At 69.7% G+C, this 19,946-nt stretch carries 18 protein-coding genes; 11 read left to right on the forward strand and 7 right to left on the reverse strand.

What is annotated here, in order from left to right; translation table 11 throughout:
- Window positions 1-5: 5 nt before the first annotated feature.
- From rpe to DL991_RS11100, 5 genes are all read left to right on the forward strand, one after another.
- The gene (gene rpe / locus DL991_RS11080) at window positions 6-674 is read left to right on the forward strand and encodes a ribulose-phosphate 3-epimerase (RefSeq protein ID WP_125784002.1); all 669 of its coding nucleotides are present in this window, start codon (window positions 6-8) and stop codon (window positions 672-674) included.
- Window positions 675-786: 112 nt separating this feature from the next.
- Window positions 787-1,410 carry a riboflavin synthase gene (locus tag DL991_RS11085; RefSeq protein ID WP_125783662.1) on the forward strand — a complete coding sequence of 208 codons (624 nt, stop codon included), beginning with the start codon at window positions 787-789 and terminating at the stop codon, window positions 1,408-1,410.
- Between the two features lie 53 nt (window positions 1,411-1,463).
- Window positions 1,464-2,738 carry a bifunctional 3,4-dihydroxy-2-butanone-4-phosphate synthase/GTP cyclohydrolase II gene (locus DL991_RS11090; protein ID WP_199746354.1) on the forward strand — a complete coding sequence of 425 codons (1,275 nt, stop codon included), beginning with the start codon at window positions 1,464-1,466 and terminating at the stop codon, window positions 2,736-2,738.
- The gene (ribH, locus tag DL991_RS11095; protein ID WP_125783666.1) at window positions 2,735-3,241 is read left to right on the forward strand and encodes a 6,7-dimethyl-8-ribityllumazine synthase; all 507 of its coding nucleotides are present in this window, start codon (window positions 2,735-2,737) and stop codon (window positions 3,239-3,241) included. The genes DL991_RS11090 and ribH overlap by 4 nt, the downstream gene beginning before the upstream one ends.
- 17 nt (window positions 3,242-3,258) lie before the next feature.
- A complete protein-coding gene (locus DL991_RS11100; protein WP_125783668.1) occupies window positions 3,259-3,702 on the forward strand; it encodes a PH domain-containing protein in 444 nt (147 codons plus the stop codon).
- Window positions 3,703-3,967: 265 nt separating this feature from the next.
- Here DL991_RS11100 and DL991_RS11105 read toward each other — a convergent pair whose 3' ends face one another.
- A complete protein-coding gene (locus DL991_RS11105) occupies window positions 3,968-4,747 on the reverse strand; it encodes an exodeoxyribonuclease III (RefSeq protein ID WP_125783669.1) in 780 nt (259 codons plus the stop codon).
- Between the two features lie 95 nt (window positions 4,748-4,842).
- On the reverse strand, window positions 4,843-5,580 hold the full coding sequence (locus DL991_RS11110; RefSeq protein WP_125783671.1) for a trypsin-like serine protease: 738 nt from the start codon (window positions 5,578-5,580) through the stop codon (window positions 4,843-4,845).
- Window positions 5,581-5,818: 238 nt separating this feature from the next.
- On the opposite strand from DL991_RS11110, the gene uvrC reads away from it, so the two are divergent.
- The 4 genes from uvrC to whiA are packed head-to-tail and all read left to right on the forward strand — an operon-like array spanning window position 5,819 to window position 10,653.
- Entirely contained in the window at window positions 5,819-7,777 is a 1,959-nt protein-coding gene (uvrC, locus tag DL991_RS11115) for an excinuclease ABC subunit UvrC (protein ID WP_125783673.1), read from the forward strand.
- 50 nt (window positions 7,778-7,827) lie between these two features.
- Window positions 7,828-8,685: an RNase adapter RapZ gene (rapZ, locus tag DL991_RS11120; protein ID WP_034311885.1), complete on the forward strand. Its 858-nt coding sequence runs from the start codon at window positions 7,828-7,830 to the stop codon at window positions 8,683-8,685.
- Between the two features lies 1 nt (window position 8,686).
- The gene (gene yvcK, locus DL991_RS11125) at window positions 8,687-9,673 is read left to right on the forward strand and encodes a uridine diphosphate-N-acetylglucosamine-binding protein YvcK (RefSeq protein ID WP_125784004.1); all 987 of its coding nucleotides are present in this window, start codon (window positions 8,687-8,689) and stop codon (window positions 9,671-9,673) included.
- Window positions 9,664-10,653, forward strand: coding sequence for a DNA-binding protein WhiA (gene whiA, locus DL991_RS11130; protein ID WP_061980674.1), 990 nt, complete (start codon window positions 9,664-9,666; stop codon window positions 10,651-10,653). The genes yvcK and whiA overlap by 10 nt, the downstream gene beginning before the upstream one ends.
- Window positions 10,654-10,741: 88 nt before the next feature.
- Here whiA and DL991_RS11135 read toward each other — a convergent pair whose 3' ends face one another.
- The 4 genes from DL991_RS11135 to DL991_RS11150 all read right to left on the reverse strand — a co-directional run bounded on the left by DL991_RS11135 (window position 10,742) and on the right by DL991_RS11150 (window position 16,537).
- Entirely contained in the window at window positions 10,742-11,698 is a 957-nt protein-coding gene (locus tag DL991_RS11135; protein WP_125783675.1) for a prenyltransferase/squalene oxidase repeat-containing protein, read from the reverse strand.
- Window positions 11,695-12,402: a class I SAM-dependent methyltransferase gene (locus DL991_RS11140; protein WP_125783677.1), complete on the reverse strand. Its 708-nt coding sequence runs from the start codon at window positions 12,400-12,402 to the stop codon at window positions 11,695-11,697. Before DL991_RS11140 ends, DL991_RS11135 begins: the two co-directional genes overlap by 4 nt.
- Complete coding sequence (locus DL991_RS11145; protein WP_125783679.1) at window positions 12,396-13,610, reverse strand: glycosyltransferase family 1 protein; 1,215 nt, start codon at window positions 13,608-13,610, stop codon at window positions 12,396-12,398. The genes DL991_RS11140 and DL991_RS11145 overlap by 7 nt, the downstream gene beginning before the upstream one ends.
- Before the next feature lie 194 nt (window positions 13,611-13,804).
- The gene (locus DL991_RS11150; RefSeq protein WP_233598786.1) at window positions 13,805-16,537 is read right to left on the reverse strand and encodes an FHA domain-containing protein; all 2,733 of its coding nucleotides are present in this window, start codon (window positions 16,535-16,537) and stop codon (window positions 13,805-13,807) included.
- A 50-nt stretch (window positions 16,538-16,587) separates the two neighbouring features.
- Here DL991_RS11150 and DL991_RS11155 point away from each other — a divergent pair, with 50 nt between their 5' ends.
- Complete coding sequence (locus DL991_RS11155; protein WP_125783681.1) at window positions 16,588-17,502, forward strand: hypothetical protein; 915 nt, start codon at window positions 16,588-16,590, stop codon at window positions 17,500-17,502.
- Window positions 17,503-17,606: 104 nt separating this feature from the next.
- Window positions 17,607-18,611, forward strand: coding sequence for a glucosyl-3-phosphoglycerate synthase (locus DL991_RS11160; protein ID WP_125783683.1), 1,005 nt, complete (start codon window positions 17,607-17,609; stop codon window positions 18,609-18,611).
- 393 nt (window positions 18,612-19,004) lie between these two features.
- Here the strand turns inward: DL991_RS11160 and DL991_RS11165 are convergent, their stop codons facing one another.
- The gene (locus tag DL991_RS11165; RefSeq protein WP_125783685.1) at window positions 19,005-19,880 is read right to left on the reverse strand and encodes a sterol desaturase family protein; all 876 of its coding nucleotides are present in this window, start codon (window positions 19,878-19,880) and stop codon (window positions 19,005-19,007) included.
- Between the last annotated feature and the right edge of the window lie 66 nt (window positions 19,881-19,946).

Raw genomic sequence — 19,946 nt, forward strand, 5'->3', positions numbered from 1 at the left:
GACCTTTGATCGCACCCAGCATCCTCTCCGCGGACTTCGCCCGGCTCGGCGACGAGATCCGCGCCGTCGCGGGGGAGGGGGAAACCCGCGCGGACTGGGTCCACGTCGACGTCATGGACGCGCACTTCGTGCCGAACCTGACCCTGGGACTGCCCGTGGTGAAGTCGCTGCTCAAGGCCACCGACGTGCCGATCGACTGCCACCTGATGATCGAGAATCCCGACAAGTGGGCCATCGGGTACGCCGAGGCGGGCGCGTACAACGTCACCGTGCACGTCGAGGCCGCGCACGACCCGATCGCGCTCGCGAAGAACCTGCGCGCCGCGGGGGCGAAGGCCGGCCTGTCGATCAAGCCGAACACGCCGATCGAGGACCACCTCGACACCCTCAAGCACTACGACACGCTCCTGGTGATGTCGGTCGAGCCCGGTTTCGGCGGCCAGTCGTTCATCGAGGGTGTCCTCGACAAGGTGCGCACGGCGCGGCGCCTGGTCGACACCGGTCACCTCAAGCTCGTCGTCGAGATCGACGGCGGGATCAACGCCGACACCATCGAGCAGGCCGCCGAGGCCGGTGTGGACTGCTTCGTCGCCGGTTCCGCCGTCTACGGCGCCGAAGACCCAGGTAAGGCGGTCGCGGCACTGCGCGAGCAGGCGGCCCGCGCCCGCGGCTGATCCCGCCTCTTGATCCGCCGTCGGGTCAGGAGAAGGAATCGGTCCCGATGGGTGTTGGATGAGGGGAGCACCGTTTCCAGCGACGGTGCGAGCCAGGAGGAGGGCAGCAGGAGTGTTCACCGGCATTGTCGAGGAACTCGGCGAGGTCACCGCGGTCGAGCAGGTCCCGGACGCCGCGCGGTTGACCGTGCGGGGTCCGCTGGTGACCAGCGACGCCGGGCACGGTGACTCCATCGCGGTGAGTGGCGTGTGCCTCACCGTGGTCGCGGTGGCGGGCGGTGAGTTTACCGTCGATGTCGTGCACGAGACCCTGCAGCGCTCCAGCCTCGCGAAGGTACACGTCGGTGACGTGGTCAACCTCGAACGCGCGACGCCGGCGGGCGGCAGGCTCGGCGGGCACATCATGCAGGGCCATGTCGACGGCACCGGCGTCTTCCTCAAACGGGACGAGCAGGGGCTCACCACGTTCGCGCTGCCGAAGAGGCTGTCGCGGTACGTGGTCGAGAAGGGGTCGATCGCGGTCGACGGCGTCTCCCTCACGGTCGCTTCGGTGACCGACGAGGAGTTCTCCGTCGCCCTGATCCCGACCACTCTCGAACTCACCACCCTCGGCCGGAACACCCCGGGCGACCTGGTGAACCTCGAGGTCGACGTGGTCGCCAAGTACGTCGAGAAGCTGGCCATGCCGCATCTGCGCGCGCAGGGGGACAATGGCGGTACGGAGGAGCGGGCGTGAGTGAGACGAGTGCGATTCCGGGGTCGGCGGATCTGACCCCCTGTGGAGGCGGGGTGGCCGTGAACGCCGATGCCATCGAGGCGGCGATCGCCGACATCAAGGCGGGCCGTCCGGTCGTCGTGGTGGACGACGAGGACCGCGAGAACGAAGGCGACCTGATCTTCGCGGCGGAGAAGGCCACGCCGGAACTGATGGCCTTCATGGTGCGCTACACCTCGGGTTACGTCTGCGTGGCGCTGACCGAGGCCGAGGCGGACCGGCTCGACCTGCCGCCGATGTACCACACGAACCAGGACCAGCGCGGCACCGCGTACAGCGTCACGGTCGACGCCGCCGAGGGCATCACCACCGGCATCTCCGCGGCCGACCGGTCGCATACCGTCCGGCTGCTCGCCGACCCGGCGTCCAAGGCGTCGGACTTCCGGCGGCCGGGCCACGTGGTCCCGCTGCGCGCCAAGCAGGGCGGCGTCCTGCGGCGCCCGGGACACACCGAAGCGTCCGTCGACCTGGCCCGTCTCGCCGGGCTCTCGCCGTCCGGCGTGCTCTGCGAGATCGTGTCGCAGAAGGACGAGGGCGACATGGCCCGCCGCGACGAACTCGAGGTCTTCGCCGCGGACCACGACCTCAAGATGATCACCATCGCCGACCTGATCGCGTACCGGCGGCGCACCGAGAAGCAGGTCGAGCGGGTCGCCGAGGCGCGTATCCCGCTGACGGCGGGCACGTTCCGCGCGGTCGGCTACGACAGCCTGCTCGACGGCATCGAGCACATCGCGTTCGTCTACGGCGAGATCGCCGACGGCGAGGACATCCTGGTCCGCGTGCACTCCGAATGCCTCACCGGAGACGTCTTCGGCTCGCTGCGCTGCGACTGCGGCCCGCAGCTGGAGGCGGCGCTGGAAGCGGTGGCCAAGGAAGGCCGCGGCGTCGTGCTCTACATCCGCGGACACGAGGGCCGTGGCATCGGGCTGCTGCACAAACTGCAGGCCTACCAGCTGCAGGACGCCGGCGCGGACACCGTCGACGCGAATCTGCAGCTCGGCGTCCCCGCCGACGCGCGGGACTACGGCACCGGCGCGCAGATCCTGTGCGACCTCGGCGTCCGCTCGATGCGGCTGCTGACGAACAACCCCGCCAAACGCGTCGGGCTGGAGGGCTACGGCCTGCGGGTCACCGGGCGGGTGTCGCTGCCGATCTCGCCGAACCCGGAGAACCTGCGCTACCTCAGGACCAAACGCGACCGGATGGGCCACGACCTGTCCCAGCTGGAGCATTTCGACCAGGTCGGCGCCGAGGTCGACCAGGGCAACGGAGGTGGCAAGCGGTGAGCGGCGAAGGCCGTCCGGACGTCGAACTCGACCTGTCCGACTGTAAGAACATCAGGCTCGGCATCGTGGCCACGCGCTGGCACACGGAGATCACGAGCGCGCTGCTGGACCGCGCCCTCGCGGCGGCCAAGGCGGCCGACCTGGAGGAAGCGCCGACGGTCGTGCGCGTCGCGGGCGCCGTCGAACTGCCCGTCGCTTCGCAGGCGCTGGCCCGCACGCACGACGCGGTCGTCGCGCTGGGTGTGGTAATCCGGGGCGGGACACCGCACTTCGAGTACGTCTGCGACGCGGTCACCGCGGGCCTGACCAGGGTGGCGCTCGACGAGAGCACCCCGGTCGGCAACGGCGTGCTCACCTGCGACACCGAGCAGCAGGCCCTCGACCGGTCCGGGCTGCCCGGCTCCGTCGAGGACAAAGGCTACGAAGCGACGGTCGCCGCACTGGACGCCGCGCACGCGCTGCGGAACCTGCGCCAGCCGTGGACCGAGCGGGGCTTCGTGTGAGCGTCGAGGCGGATGTGATGACGAAGTCCGAGGTCGTGGTGTTGCGGCCCCGCCGTGCCCTGGTGATGTGCTCGGTGCTGGCGGTGCTCCTGCTGGCGACGTTCGTGGTCGTCGCGGTGCTGCTGCGCGGCTCGGACACCGGTGTGATCTTCCAGCCGTCCGACCAGGCGGCGATGATCGGCATCGGCGTCCTGCTCGCCGCGGGCACGATGCTCTTCGCGACCGCGCGCGTGAAGGCCGACGCCGACGGCATCGAGGTCCGGAACGTGCTGATCACCAAGAAGTTCGCATGGAACGAGGTGCTCTCGGTGAGCTTCCCCGACGGTGCCTCGTGGGCGCGGCTGGAGCTGCCGGACGACGAGTACTACTCGGTCATGGCCGTGCAGGCGGTGGACCGGGAACGCGCGGTGGAAGCGGTGCGGGCGCTGCGGCGGCTGCACAAGGCGGCCTGGGAAGGCTGACGCGCTCTCCCCGAACGCAATGAAGGGGCCTTTCATCGCAAAATTTGCGATGAAAGGCCCCTTCATTGCGTTCGGGTGGGCCTGTCACGTACCGCGGGCGGCCAGGGACGCCGGAAACGTGGTGGGTCGGGGTGGTCGTGAGTGGCGATTCGGGTTCTAACCCGAATCGCCACTCACGACCACCCCGAGCTCCAGGTCACCAAGTCCGTGAAGGCCTCCTTCACTACCCTCAAGGTAGGTAAGGAGGCCTTCACGGACCGCACGATCAAAGCGAAAGATCCACCACGATCGGCGCGTGGTCCGAGGGCCCCTTCCCCTTCCGCGCGTCACGGTCCACATAGGAATCCGTCACCGCGCCCGCCACGACGGCGTCGGCGTACACGAGGTCGATCCGCATTCCCTTGTTGTTCGGGAAGTTCCCCGCGCGGTAATCCCAGTACGTGAACGGGTGGTCGTACTTCAGCGGCCGCGGGAACACGTCCGACAGCCCGAGATCGCGCAGCGCGGCGAGCGCTTTTCGCTCCGGCTCGGTCACGTGCGTCGATTCGGCGAACACGCCGATGTCCCATACGTCCGCGTCGGTCGGCGCGATGTTGAAGTCGCCGAGCACCGCGAACGGCAGCCCGCGCGCCTGCTCCTCCCGCACGGTCGCCTCCAGCGCCGAGAGCCAGGCCAGTTTGTAGCCGTAGTGCGGGTTCTCCAGGTCACGCCCGTTCGGCACGTACACCGACCAGAGCCGCAGCCCGCCGCAGGTGGCACCGATCGCCCGGGCGTCGGCCTTGTCCTCGAAGGTGGGCTCGCCGGTCAGGCCACGTGTCACGTCTTCCAGCCCGACGCGGGACACGATCGCGACGCCGTTCCAGCGCCCGATGCCGTACGCGGCCGTCTCATAGCCCAGTTCCTTCACGGCGTCGACAGGGAAGGCGTCGGTGCCGCTCTTGAGTTCCTGCAGGCACAGCACGTCCGGTTGCACCGAGCCGAGCCAGTCCAGGACCCTCGGCAGCCGGGGCCCGATCGAGTTCACGTTCCAGGTCGCGATCCGCATGCCCGCGAGCGTCCCACACCCCACCGACACGACCACGCGAAAGGGCCCCTGTCGCGACGGGTCACGTCGCGACAGGGGCCCGACCGGGGTGGAGGTCAGACCCCGGTGGTCGAGCGGATCCAGGAGCGGGCCGAAGCGACGCTGCCGTAGTTGTTGGTGCCGCGGATGTTCGAGCCGCTCTGGTTCTGCACGGTCGAAGCGACACCGACCTGGACGCCGTTGTAGACCTGGGGGCCGCCCGAGTCGCCCTTCCACGCCGAGCCGTTGATGCCGACGCTCTGGATGGCCGGGCCGCCGTAGGCGTCGCGCGAGCTGCCGGTGACGCGGACGTCGGCCACCTTCAGCGCCGAGGCGGGCGGGCCGGTCGGGGTCTCACGGCCCCAGCCGTAGAGCTGGTTGGTGCTGCCGACCGGCGGGTTCGAGCCGGTCAGGGTGATCGGCGTGACACCGGCGTCGGAGGCCAGGTGCAGCAGCGAGACGTCGGCGCCGTTCGGCGAGGACACCTTGCGGTCGACGGCGATCTCACGGCCGCCCTGCAGCGCGTTGCTGCCGACGCGGACCCGCATGCCGCTGCCGTCGGAGTCGAGGCAGTGCTTGGCGGTCAGGACCCAGCGCTGGGCGATGACGCTGCCGGAGCAGTTGAACCCGTCCCACTGACGGCCCGGGGTGTTGACGTAGATCTGGGCGCCCCAGCTCACGGTGGGGGCGGTGCCGCCGCCCACGATGTTCGGCTGGACACCGGTGGGGGTGCCCGCGGAGGCGACCGCGCCGGCGGTCATGGTGAGGGCTGCGGCGGCGAGGGTGGCGGCGCCCAGCGTACGAAGACGGCTCACGGTGCAGGAGTCCTTTCGAGCGTCATCTGACGAAGAACCGAATGAAGTGGAACTGGGACGGAAAGTAATCACCCGGTTCACCCGCTAGGAACCAACGAACGTCTGATCCGGCCGAAGACCCGACTTAGGTCGGTATACGTAATGAAATACGGACCGCATCGTGGTAGTCGCCACCCGAATGAGGGTTAGAGCATGGGGGCTCGCAAGACTGTCGGTGGTGCCCCATAGGCTGGACGACGTGGCTGACCCGACCACCTACCGTCCCTCGCCGGGGAGCATCCCGGACGCCCCTGGCGTGTACAAATTTCGCGATGCCACGAAGAGGGTCGTCTACGTCGGCAAGGCGAAAAGCCTCCGCAGCAGGCTGAACTCGTACTTCGCCGACATCACGGGCCTGCACCCGCGCACCCGCCAGATGGTGACCACGGCGGCGAGCGTCGAGTGGACCGTGGTGAGCACCGAGGTCGAGGCGCTCCAGCTGGAGTACAACTGGATCAAGGAGTTCGACCCGCGGTTCAACGTCCGCTACCGCGACGACAAGAGCTATCCGGTCCTCGCCGTCACGATGAACGAGGAGTTCCCGCGCCTGCACGTCTATCGCGGCGCGCGCAAGAAAGGCGTGCGGTATTTCGGTCCGTACGCGCACGCCTGGGCCATCCGCGAAACGCTCGACCTGCTGCTCCGGGTCTTCCCGGCGCGCACCTGCTCGGCGGGCGTCTTCAAACGGCACGGCCAGATCGGCAGGCCCTGTCTCCTCGGCTACATCGGCAAGTGTTCCGCGCCCTGCGTCGGCAAGGTCTCCGCCGACGAACACCGCGCGATCGTCGAGGACTTCTGCGACTTCCTCGCCGGCCGCACCGACGCGCTGATCCGCCGCCTGGAACAGGAAATGGCGGCCGCGTCGGAGGAGCTGGAGTTCGAGCGCGCGGCCCGGCTGCGCGACGACCTCGGCGCGTTGCGGCGCGCGATGGAGAAGCAGGCGGTCGTGCTCGGCGACGGTACCGATGCGGACGTCGTCGCCTTCGCCCACGACGAATTGGAAGCCGCCGTCCAGGTCTTCCACGTGCGGGGCGGCCGGGTCCGCGGCCAGCGCGGCTGGGTGATCGACAAGGCCGAAGAGATGGACGTCAAAGACCTCGTCGACCATTTCCTCACGCAGTTCTACGGTGAGGAAGCCGAACGCGCGGACGACCCCGACCTCGGGTCGCCGGTGCCGCGCGAGGTCCTCGTCCCCGAGCTGCCCGCCGACGCGGAAGCGCTCGGCGAATGGCTTTCCGGGCTGCGCGGTTCGAGGGTGAGCCTGCGGGTGCCGCAGCGCGGGGACAAGCGCGCGCTCGCGGAGACGGTGACGCGCAACGCCGGTGAGGCGTTCACGCAGCACAAACTGCGCCGCGCGGGCGATCTCACGGCGCGCTCGGCCGCGCTGGCGGAACTGCAGGACTACCTGGCGCTGGAAACCGCGCCGCTGCGCATCGAATGCGTCGACATCAGCCATATCCAGGGCAGTGACGTGGTCGCCTCGCTCGTGGTCTTCGAGGACGGGATCCCGCGTAAGTCGGAGTACCGGCGTTTCGCCCTGCGCGAGGCCGCGGAGGAAGGCGACGTCGCGTCGATCGCCGAGGTCGTCCGCCGCCGGTTTTACCGCTACCTCAAGGAAAACGCCGAGGGTGTCGCGGTCGATCCGGATCGGCCGGGCATCGACCCGGAGACCGGTAAACCGCGCAAGTTCGCGTACGCGCCGAACCTGCTCGTCGTCGACGGCGCGGGCCCGCAGGCCACCGCCGCCGCGGACGTCCTCTCCGAACTGGGCGTCACCGACGTCGCCGTGGTCGGTCTGGCGAAGCGGCTGGAGGAGGTGTGGCTGCCGGGCGATCCCGATCCGGTGATCCTGCCGCGCACCTCCGACGCGCTGTATCTGTTGCAGCGGCTGCGTGACGAGGCGCACCGGTTCGCCATCCGGTACCACCGGGAGAAGCGGTCCAAGCGGATGCAGGTGTCCGCATTGGACGGTGTGCCCGGGCTGGGGCAGGCTCGGCGCACCGCGCTGATCAAGCACTTCGGCTCGGTGAAGAAACTCCGCGAAGCGCGGATAGAGGAGATCGAGGCGGTGCCCGGCTTCGGCAGGCGCACCGCGGAAGCGGTCGTCGCGGCACTCGCAGGGGAGAAAGCCGCGGCGGCGGGGGAGTCCGGTACGTGATCGGTGAAGGGACCATCGTGAGTGCGCAAGAAGAAGGCCGCGGTTCGGGGATGGAGGTCGCGGTCGTTTCCGGGCTGTCCGGAGCGGGTCGCAGCACCGCCGCGAAATGCCTGGAGGACCTGGGCTGGTTCGTGGTGGACAACCTGCCGCCCGAACTGATCGCCACCATGGTCGAGCTCGGCGCGCAGGCGCGGGGCGCGATCACCAAGGTCGCCGTGGTGATGGACGTGCGCTCGCGCGCGTTCACCGACGACCTGGCCTCGGTCATCAAGGATCTCGACGCCCGCGGATACAAGCCGCGTGTCCTGTTCCTGGAGGCCACGGACGCGGTGCTGGTGCGCCGGTTCGAGGCCGTCCGCCGAGGCCACCCGATGCAGGGCGACGGCAGGCTCGCCGATGGCATCACCGCCGAGCGCACGCTGCTGGAGCCGCTGCGCGAAGAGGCGGACCTGGTGCTCGACACGTCGTCGCTTTCGGTGCACGACCTGCGTGCCAAGATCGAGGACGCCTTCGGTTCCGAGGCGAGCACGCAGACCCGTGTCACCGTGCTGTCGTTCGGCTACAAGTACGGCCTGCCGATGGACGCCGACCTGGTGATGGACGTCCGGTTCCTGCCGAACCCGTTCTGGATCCCGGAACTGCGCGACCACACCGGCCTCGAGGGCGAGGTCCGCAACTACGTGCTCAGCCAGGAGGGCGCGGACGAGTTCCTCGACCGCTACCACCAGCTGCTGCGCCTGATCGGCGCGGGCTACAAGCGCGAGGGCAAGCGGTACCTGACGCTGGCCGTCGGCTGCACGGGCGGAAAGCACCGCAGTGTCGCCATTTCCGAGGAGCTCGCCCAGCGTCTGTCCAATGAGGACGGTATGGCCGTGAAGGTGGTGCACCGCGACCTTGGCCGCGAGTGATCTGCGCGCGGTCGCTCTGGGGGGCGGGCACGGCCTGCACGCCACCCTCACCGCGTTGCGACGGGTGACCTCGCAGGTCACCGCCGTGGTCACCGTCGCGGACGACGGGGGCTCGTCCGGCAGGCTGCGCCGGGAACTCGGGCTGCTGCCGCCGGGCGACCTGCGGCAGGCCTTCGCCGCGTTCGCCGCCGAAGACGGCGGGACCCTGTGGGCGGAGGTGTTCCAGCACCGCTTCGGCGGCGACGGGGCTCTTGCCGGGCACGCGGTCGGGAACCTGTTGCTGGCCGGATTGTTCGAAGTGCTCGGGGATCCGGTCGCCGCGCTCGACGAGGCGAGCAGGCTCATGGGCATTTCCGGCCGGGTGCTGCCGATGTCACCCGAACCGCTGGAAATCCAGGGCGAGGTTTCCGGGCTGGACGCCGAGAATCCCGAGGCGCTCCGGCGGATTCGCGGTCAGGTGGCGGTGGCGACGACGCCGGGCCAGGTGCACCGGATCAGCCTGCACCCGACAGGGCAGGCCGACCGGCCACCGCGTGGGTGTCCCGAGGCCATCGAGGCCGTGCTCGCCGCGGACGTGGTGTTCCTCGGTCCCGGGTCGTGGTTCACCAGCGTGCTGCCCCATCTGCTGGTGCCGGATCTGCACGACGCGTTGCTCCGAACGGACGCCACGAAGGTCGTCATCCTCAACTTGATCCCCCAACCGGGGGAGACGGCGGGATTCTCTCCGGAGAAGCATTTGGACGTACTGTTCGAACACGCCCCGGAATTGCGGGTGGACGCGGTCATCGCGGACCGTGACTCGGTGCCCTCACCTGCCCGGTTGCGGGACGCCGCCGGGAGACTGGGCGCGAGGGCGTTGCTGGGGGCGGTGGCTGACCCGGTCGTGACGGGGCGGCATGATCCTGATGCGCTCGCGGGCTGTATGCGAGACGCTCTCGGTCTCACCGGGGGAGGAGCTGAAGGTATGGAGGGGCAGCGATGGCGATGACCGCCGCCGTGAAGGACGAGCTGAGCCGGCTGGAGATCACCAAGATCGGCCCGCGCCGCGCGGAGGTCGCGTCGATGCTGCGATTCGCGGGCGGGCTGCACATCGTGGCCGGCCGCGTCGTGGTGGAGGCCGAACTCGACACCGGTTCGGTGGCGAGGCGGCTGCGCAAGGAGATCCACGAACTGTACGGACACCAGTCCGACGTCCACGTCATTTCCTCCAGCGGATTGCGCAAGGGCACGCGGTACGTCGTCCGGGTGGTCAAGGACGGCGAGGGGCTCGCCCGGCAGACCGGCCTGATCGACCAGCGCGGCCGTCCGGTGCGCGGACTGCCCGCCGCCGTGGTGTCCGGCGGCGTCGCCGACGCGGAAGCCGCCTGGCGCGGCGCGTTCCTGGCGCACGGTTCGCTCACCGAACCGGGCCGTTCGTCATCACTCGAGGTGACCTGCCCCGGTCCCGAGGCCGCGCTGGCGCTCGTCGGCGCCGCACGGCGGATGGGCATCCAGGCCAAGTCGCGCGAGGTTCGCGGCGCGGACCGGGTCGTGGTGCGCGACGGTGACGCCATCGGTGCCCTGCTGACCCGCCTCGGCGCGCACACGAGCGTGCTCGCCTGGGAAGAGCGGCGGATGCGCCGCGAGGTGCGCGCCACCGCGAACCGGCTCGCGAACTTCGACGACGCCAACCTGCGGCGCTCGGCCCGCGCGGCCGTCGCGGCGGCGGCCAGGGTGGAACGCGCGCTCGACATTCTCGGCGAATCCGCCCCGGACCACCTGCTCGCCGCGGGCAAACTGCGCCTGTCGAACCGGCAGGCCTCGCTCGAAGAGCTGGGCCAGCTGTCCGATCCGCAGATGACCAAGGACGCCGTCGCCGGCCGGATCCGCCGCCTGCTGGCGATGGCCGACAAGAAGGCGAAGGAACAAGGCATTCCGGACACCGAATCCGCGGTCACGCCGGACATGCTCGAAGAAGACGAAGCCTGAGCACCCCGCAATTAGTCACCTACTTGCGCTGGTCGCGTAGGGGACCGCAAGTAGGTGACTAATTGCGGGGTTTACCGCAAGTAGGGACTTATTGCGGGCGGGACTCGCCGAAGACTTCGCACGTGGCTGGGTCGCCATCGAGCGCGGCGGTCGCCAGCAGGACCGCGCCCGAGGTCCACGTCGTACGCTCGTCCGGCCAGAACTCGTCGTTCGCGTACTGATATCCGGTCCAGTACGAGCCGTCGTCGAGCCGAAGCCGGGCCACGCAAGCGAGGAGTTCGCCCGCGCGGGCCCGCTCGCCGCGGGTGGCGAGGGTCAGTGCCAGTTCGGCGGTTTCCCCGCCGGTGACCCACGGTTCATGGTGCACGCAGCGCACTCCCAGGCCGGGTTCGACGAACCGGTCCCAGCCCGCCGCGAGCCGCGCCGCGGCGTCGGCGCCGGTCACGACGGACCCCAGGATCGGGTAGTACCAATCCATCGCATGCGGTTTCGTGGCGAACAGGTGTGGCTCGCCGAGCAGAGCCGCGCGGAGCCGGCGCGCCGCGTCCCGCCACTGTGGACGGTCCAGCCCCATCGTGGACGCGAGCGCCAGCGCCTGTGCCAGCGCGTGGTGGATGCTGCCGCATCCTGCGACCAACCGGACTTCGGGGTCGTCGCGCCAGGAGATGGCGCCCGACGGCTGCTGTCGCCGCAGGACGGCGTCGACGGCCCTGTCCACGACCGGCCACATCCGGTCCAGCCAGGTACGGTCCCCGGTCCGCAGGAAATGGTGCCGCGTCCCGACCGCGACGTAGGCGGTGAAGTTCGTGTCCATAGTGGACAAGTCGATCCCGCCGTCGCGATACCTGGCCGCCCAGGATCCGTCGGGACGCTGGTTCCGGAGCAGCCAGTCGTACGCGGCTTCGGCCTCGGCCTCCAGCCCGGCGACGTCCAGTCCCATGGCGGCTTCGAGGTGATTCCACGGATCGAGGTGTCCGCCGGTCTCCCAGGGGATCCCGCCGTCCGGCCGTTGCACGGCCGCGATCCCGGCAGCGGTGGCCTTCACGGTTTGCGGGCGTAGACGACGAGGCTCTTACCGAGCACCGGGTTCAGTGCCCGCTCGGCGAACCGCACCGGCGGGGGATTCCGCATGATGTCCCAGACCAGGAACCGGTGGTACAGCGCGCAGAGCCGGTGCTCCTCGTCCGGGCCGACAGCGCATTTCAGCCACCAGTACGGCGAGTGCAGCGCGTGCGCGTGATGGCTTCCGGTCGGCAGCAGTCCGGCTTCCGTGAGTCTGCCGAGCAGTTCGCGGCGCCGGTAGATCCGGATGTGCCCGCCCTCGACCTCGTGGTACGCGTCCGAGAGCAGCCAGCAGATCCGCTCCGGCCACCAGCGCGGCACGGTCGCCACCAGCCGTCCACCGGGTGCCAGCACGCGGCTCGCCTCCGCGAGCACTGTCCGGTCGGGGTGGATGTGTTCCAGTGTCTCGGCCACGATCACCCGGGTGAAGGAGCCTGTCGGGAACGGGAGCCGGAGGGCGTCCGTGCGGACCGCCATCGCCGAGGCCGTGGCGGGAGCCTCGCCTGCTTTCGCGAGGTTGGCGAACATGTCCCGCACGTACTTCAGCGCGGTGTCGTCGAGGTCGGCGGCGACCACGTCCGCGCCGCGTTTGTACGCTTCATAGGCGTGCCGTCCGTCCCCGCAGCCGAGGTCGAGCACCCGGTCCCCGGGGCCGACGGGGAACCGGTCGAAGTCGACGGTCAGCACCCCGCACGCTCCCGGCCGAGGACCCGCCGGTAGTGCGCGGCGGTCTCCTCGGCGGTGCGCCGCCAGCTCAGCGCCCCCGCCGTTTCCCGGCCGCGGGCCGCGAGGTCGGCGCGCAGGTGCTCGTCGCCGAGGACCTTGGTGAGCGCCTCCGCGAGCGCCGGTACGTCACCCGGCGGCACCAGGATCCCCGCGTCACCCACGACCTCGGGAAGTGCGCCGCCCGTGGTCGCGACGACCGGCGTTCCGCAGGCCATCGCCTCGGCGGCCGGCAGCGAGAACCCTTCGAACAGTGAAGGCACGCAAGCGATTTCGGCCGAACAAAGCAGCCGTGCGAGTTCGTCGTCGGTCAGCCCGGTGACGAATCGGACGCCCGCGCCGGGGCCGAGCCGGGCGAGCGCCCGCGCCGCCGGGCCGTCCGGTTTCGGTTTGCCGACGATCACCAATTCGCCTTCGATCCGTTCCCACGCCGCCAGGAGGTGTTCGAGTCCCTTCAGCGGCTCGTCCGCGCTGGCGGTGGCCACGACCCGGCCCGGGATCCGGCGGATTCCGGGCCGTGGCCGGAAGATCCTGGTGTCGGCGGCGAGCGGGACGACATGGATCCGGTCCTCCGGGACACCCATTTCCCGGCCGATGGCCGTGCGGGAAGCCCGGGACACCGTCAGCGTGGGCAGCCGCCGTGCGACGCGGTGCTGCATGCCGACGAATCCGTACCATCGCTTGACCCGCGCCGCGTCGCGTCCGGTGACGGTGGCGAGCTTCAAAGCCCGGTCCACGGCGATGGGATGGTGGATCGTGGCGACCGTCGGCAGTCCACAGTGGAGCATCCCGTAGCCGAGCCCTTGGTTGTCGTGGACGATGTCGAATTCGTCCCTGCGCTTCGCGAGATGGCGGGCGGCACGCAGGGAGAAAGCGAGGGGTTCGGGGAAGCCGCCGCGGCGCATGCCGAGGAACTCCACCCACGACGGCAGATCACGCAACTCCCGCGGCCGCGGTGTCCGGAAGGGATTCGGCTCCGCGAACAGGTCGAGCCCCGGGATCTTCGTCAACCGCACGCCGTCATCGACCTCCGGATAGGGCGGCCCGGACAGCACCTCGACGCGATGCCCCAGCGCGGCGAGTTCGCGGCTCAGATGCCGGACGTACACCCCTTGACCGCCGCTGCGCGGATTCCCGCGGTAGGTCAGGAGCGCGATCCGCAAGGCGCTCACCGCTCACTCCCGCGCGCTCCAGTACGCGAGCTGCTCGCGGATCTTCCGGGTTTCCTCGTGCCGTTCGCCGCGGACTTCGACGGAATCATCGAGCAGGAAGGTCCACGTCGACAGCGCCTCGGTGACCTGTCCGGCCTTGGCGAGGGTGAGCGCGAGACCGTACCGGAGGTCGAGGACGTCGGGATGCCGGTCATTCAGCCGTCCCGTCGCTTCGTCGAGGAGCCGTCGGTACTCCGAAACGACGGGGGGGGGTGCTCGATTTCGGCGCTCCAGAACGCGATGTTGTGCCGGACGTGGCTGACGATCTCGTCGTCGCCCAGCACCTGTTTCGCTTGCGGCAGCAGTTCCCGGGCGAGGTGGAGGGCTTCCTCCCCGTTCCCGGTCTTGCCGGTCGCGACCGCGAGGAAGTGCCGCGCGTGCAGTGTCTCGCGATGGTCGGCTCCGAGCGCGTGGGTGGCGTCGCGGACGAGGGCTTCGAACTCGGTTCGGGACTCCTCGAAGCGGTCGAGTTCGGCGAGCAGATGCCCGATGTTGTTGCGGATGCTCAAAACGTCTTCGTCGGCGCCGGACAGCGCGGCGGTGGCGATCGGCAGGAGTTCTTCGAACCGGGCGAGTGCGCCGGCCGCGTCACCCGCCTTGCCGGTCCACGTCGCGTGCCGTGCTTTGCAGCGCAACGTGATCCGGTCGGTCTCGCCGAGCTCACCGGCCGCGCGGTTCGCCCAGATCGCCCAGCGTTCCCGGTTCTCGACCGGAATGTGGGACGCCCGGCGTTCCAGCGAGACGAGGGCGTCTTCGCGGAGCCCGGCGAGCCAGAGGTGCTCGGCCTCGTTGGCCTCGGCATAACCCTGTTCGAGCGTCGGCTCGTCGTCTCCGGTCACGAGTGCCACCTCCGAGGTCGCCGCCGCCAGCCGGGCGTGCAAACGGGTCGCCACATCAGGGAAGAGCTCGGGCGGCGCACCGGTCCACAGGACGGTTTCGTCGGCGAGGCCCGCGCGCGTCCGGCTGACCGCATCACCGAGCCCGGCCAGGAAATCGCGGACGTGCACCCGCCGGTCCGGACCGCCCGCGGCCGCGCTCGCCGCGGTGAGGACCGAGATCGGGATGGGCCCGCGGCCGGCGGCCAGCCCGAGCAGCTCCAGCAGGACCGCGTGACCCGGCCGCGGCGAGGCCACCGCGCCGGTGCCACGCTCCTCGTCTTCCTGCGTGACGCTGATGAAGGTGACCGTCGAATCGCCGAGCCGGAGCACGTCCCGATGCGCCAACTCGGCGTTCAGCACCCGGTTCCCGTTGACGAAGGTGCCGTTGGCGGAGTCCCGGTCGGTCAGCCACGCCGTCGTGCCGTCCCAGCGGATCTCGCAGTGGAGCCGGGAAACCCGCGAATCGCCGAGCCGGAGCGCGGTGTTCCTGCTGCGGCCGAGTGTCGTGAGCCCGAAGGACAGTTCGTGCCGCGCGGGCGGGAGGCCGGGGACGTCGATGATCAGGGTGGCGGGAGTGATCCGCGGCGAAGTGGGCGAGCCGGTGTCGTGTCCCGGAACGGGGTCGCCCGCGTAGGCTTCCTCCGGTTCGAGGATCAGTCCGGGGACGTCGTCCCGCTCACCGAGCCGGATCACGAACGCCGACCCCAGGACGTCCGGTTTCCGGGTCGCCACCACCGTTTTGACCCACGCCAGCGCCGGGTCCAGTGACAGGTCGAGAAGAACCCCGCGCAGCCGCCACCGGAGCCCGGGATCGAGGTCGTCGAACCCGTCGATCGCGATCCGCACCGGACCGCCGGTCCATTGTGGAGCGAGACGGCGCAGCGGGCCGAGCAGTGCCAGCTCGAACGCGCTGGCGCCGGCGCGGTCGACGTCGTCGAGACCGGCACGATGGGCGTCTTCGGCGTCGGCGAATCCGGGGACGGTGCGCCGCAACTGCCTGGCCAGTTCACGGGCGATCTGTTCCGCGGTCTCACCTCGGCCGGCGAACAGCACGGCGTGCAGGAAGTCCGGCGGCACGTACGAGCCGGCTACCGACGGCCGGGCCAGCGCGGCGAGCATGGCCGACTTCCCCGTGCCTGCCTCGCCCGCGAGCACGACCAGGCGGGTTCCGGTGAGCAGGTGCCCGACGGTCTCGCCGAGCTTCGGATCCGGCCGGTAGTAGGCGGTCAGCCGCTCGATCCGCGGCGCGGCCGGGTTGCCGGCCAAGGGCGAACGCCGCCAGGCGGGCGAGGAGTTCAGCGCGAGCCACAGTCCCTGGTCGGCTTCGGCCACCTCACGGGTGCCGTCGAAACCCAGATGGATGGCGGTCTGCGCCGGGCACAGGGCGGTGATCACCCGTTTGAGGTCCGCGCATCGGACGCGCTCGCCGAACTCCGCGTGCCCCGACCGGAGTACCGAGACCAGCGACCGGCTGAAACACCCGTTCGCCGCGACACGGTCGTCCGAGGCGGTGAGCAGGTCGAACCGTCTACCCGCCTCGCCGACGATCCGCAACCAGCGTTGGCCCGCCTGCCTCGCCCCGATCCCCGCGTGGCAGGTGTCGAGCAGGATCACCAGACCGTCCAGCATCGAATAGCGGCCGAGGAGCTCTTTGATGCGCTGGGCGAACAGGAACGATTTCCGGCTGTCCACCGGCAGGCCGGTGTCCTTGGTGAGGAAGTAGAAGTCGTCGTCGGCGTACTCGCCGTGCCCGACGAGCGAAAGGAACAGCGTCGCCTCGTCTTCCGAAGCACGCTCGAAGGCTTCCACCAGTGCGTCGTCCAGCTCGACCATCGTCGGGTCGACGAGCAGGCCGCGGCCGTCCTCGAGCGCGGGGACGCAGCCGCCGATCTCGGGGTCGAGCAGGGCCGTCGAAACCTGACGGCCCGCGTCGGGGAGGAACGAGAGAAGGTTCAGCGAGTCGCACTGCGACGCGACGACCAACGACCTCCGCTCTCCCACGGAGATCACTTTGTCTCATCGGACGGTCACCGGCAAGGGCGGTCGCGATACTGTGCGCCATGGCTCGGATCGTTCTGGTGCACGGCATCGCCCAGGAACAGAAGTCCGCGGACACCCTCGAGGCGGAATGGCTGCCGAGTCTGGCGGGTGGTGTCCGGCTCGCCGGTGACGCCGGACTGGCCGACGCCCTGTGGCGCGACGCCCGGCCCGGTGACGCGCGGATGGCCTTCTACGGTGACCTTTTCCTCAAGGACGGCCAGCAAGGCGGCGCCGACGAACTCACCGCCGACGAGTGGGAACTCGCCGAGGCGCTGGCGGGGGAGTGGCTCCGGAACGCGGCCGTTTCGGCGTCCCGCGAGACGGATCGCGAGCGGGCGAGTGCCGAACTGGCCCGGCTCGGCGGTCCGGACGGGGAAACCCAGGGCGTGCGCGCGGCCGCCCGCCCGGTGTTGAACGCGCTGGTGCGGCTGAAGCCGTTCGCGAGGCTCGGAGTGGCGTTCGCCGAACGCGTGGTGGTCAAGGCACTCAAACAGGTGACGCTGTACCTCACCGACGAGACGATCCGGAAACGCGTGCAGGACCGCGTCGCCGAACACATCGGCCCGGAGACCGAGGCGATCATCGGGCATTCGCTCGGTTCCGTCGTCGCCTACGAAGCCGCACATCTGCACGGCCGTCCGCTACCGCTCCTGCTCACCCTCGGCTCGCCGCTGGGCCTGCGCACGGTGGTCTACGAACGGACCCGCCCGCAGCCCCCGTCCGCCCCGCCCGGCGTCGCGAGCTGGGTGAACCTGGCCGACCGCGACGACCTCGTCGCCGCCCGGCCGGACCTCAGCAGGCTGTTCCCCGGCGCCGACGGCGTCCTGGACAGCGGCTACACCGTCGACAACGGGGCGAAACCGCACGAGGCGGCGTTCTACCTCGCCAAGCGCCGCACCGGTGAGGCCCTCTCCGCCGCACTGTCCGGCCGTTAACCTGCGGCGGGCAGGCGTAACGCGGCGGTTTCCGCGGTGACGACGGATGGAAACAGCTCCCCTCGAAGCTTCCCGGTGAGGTGATCTTCGAGGAAGGGGCAGCCATGCGGGTATCGGCGGAAGTCGGCACGTGGCTCGCCCGGCGCAGCAGCCGGGCGGGTGACTGGTGGGCGGGCGACCTCGTCGCCGCCAAACGCGGGACGCGGGTTTCGGTGGTGATCCCGGCCCGCGACGAAGCGGAGACCGTCGGCGCGACCGTCGGCACCATCCGGAGTGAACTCGTCGAACGCTTCCCCCTGGTGGACGAAATCCTGGTGGTGGACAGCCATTCCACCGACGCCACCGCCGAGGTCGCCCGCGCGGCAGGTGCCGACGTCGTCGCGCAGGACGCGGTGTTCCCGGCTCTGGAAAGCCTGCCGGGCAAGGGAGAAGCGCTCTGGAAGGGCGTCGCCGAAACCACCGGTGATCTTGTCGTCTTCGTCGACGGCGATCTGCGCGACTTCACCGCCGGCTACGTGACCGGCCTGCTGGGACCACTGCTGACCGACCCGGGGATCGCCTACGTCAAAGGGTTCTACCACCGGCCGCTCGCCGGGGCGGCGGGTGTCGAACCCGACGGCGGCGGCCGGGTCACCGAACTCGTCGCCCGCCCACTGCTCAACATGTACTGGCCGGAACTGGCCGGTTTCGTCCAGCCGCTCGCCGGCGAGTACGCGGGGCGGCGCGAAGTGCTCGAAGGCATCCCGTTCGTCACGCATTACGGCGTCGAGGTCGGCCACCTGATCGACCTGCTCGAACTGCACGGGCTCGACGCGCTCGCGCAGGTCGACCTCGGCCACCGGACCCACCGCCACCAGGGCACCCAGGCGCTCGGCCGGATGGCCGCGCAGATCATGCTGACCCTGATGGACCGGCTGGAGCGGGGCGGCCGGGTGATCTCCGCGGCGCCGCCGTCGACGTCGCTCGCCCAATTCCGGCGCGGCGCGGGGGAGGACGTCGAACGGGAACTCGTGCTCACCGACGTGGCCCTCACCCAGCGGCCGCCGCTGGAGAGTCTCCCGCCGGAGATCCGGCCCCAGAACTCACCCGCGTTGCGCAGGACCGCTTGAGCCGTGTCCTGCAAGGACGCGAAGGTGCTGGAGTGACCCGGAGGCGATAGCAAAGGTCCCTTGCTCTCTTGCCGCAGGTCCGCGGCTCGGGTGAGACATCTCGGGAGGTTGCGAAAGCCACTTTCGCAACGTTGAAGGTTGCGAAAGTGGCTTTCGCAACACGCGGCGGCCCAAGTGATAGCAAAGGTCCCTTGCTCCCCCGGCGGCCGCAGCGCCCCGCTGCGACGTCGCCGTCTGTCGACAAGGCAACTGTCCGCCCGACGTCAGGCGGGATCAACAGGCCCACTTCGCGAGAGGGGAGGATTTGGGACACTCAACGTCCCAAATCTTCCCCGCTCGCCCGGCGTAGAAGTCAGGCGTTCTCTTTCCGCAGGTCAGCACGCCAGGCGATACTTACAGGACACGGCCTGGGCTCAGCGCCTCCTTGGGCTGCCAGCCCGGCGGGCCGAACAGGTACCCGAGTTTGTCCCGCCAAGACCCGGCGGCGCGGACGTCTCGCAGTATCGAGCCGTATTCATGGAAGCCGACCTTGAGCAGGTTGCAGGACCCGACGTTCTTGGTCAGCCCGTAGGTCGGCCGCTTGCCTTCGGGCACGAAACTGCCGAACATCCGGTCCCAGATGATCAGGATGCCGCCGTAGTTCGCGTCGAGGTACTCCTGGTCGCTGCCGTGGTGCACACGATGGTGTGAAGGCGTGTTGAACACGTACTCGAACCAGCGCGGCAGCTTCCGGATCTTCTCGGTGTGCACGAAGAACTGGTAGACGAGGTCGATCGACAGTCCGGTGAGGATCATCCACGGCGGGATTCCGGCGAGGGCGAGGATCGACCAGAACGGCAGCTGGAAGTACGGGGTCCACTTCTGCCGCAACGCCGTCGAGAAGTTGTAGTGCTTGCTCGAATGGTGCACTTGGTGGCCGGCCCACATGATCCGGACGCGGTGACTCGCCCGGTGGTAGGCGTAGAAGACGATCTCCTGGCCCAGCAGCATCAGTACCCAGGTCCACCAGTCGTGCGGGCTGAACTTCACCGGCGCCAGTTCGTAGAGCGCGGCGAACACGAACAGCATGGCGATGCGGAAGACACCGTTGATCACCACCGCCACCGCGCCCATGGACATGCTGGTGCGGGTGTCCTTGACGCTGTAGCCGATGACGTTGTCGTCGTGGCCGAGCACATGCAGCGCGAGGATCTCGATCGCGACGAACAGCAGGAACACCGGCGTCGCCAGCAGCACCGGGTCACTCAAGTGGGCAAGAAACTCCGCCATCGCACCTCTCCCTGTCTCGCCCCTGGTTAACTGACCATCAGGTAACTTACCCTAAGGTCATTTACC

Origin of the sequence: Amycolatopsis sp. WAC 01375 (assembly GCF_003947325.1) — a bacterium.
Lineage (GTDB): Bacteria > Actinomycetota > Actinomycetes > Mycobacteriales > Pseudonocardiaceae > Amycolatopsis.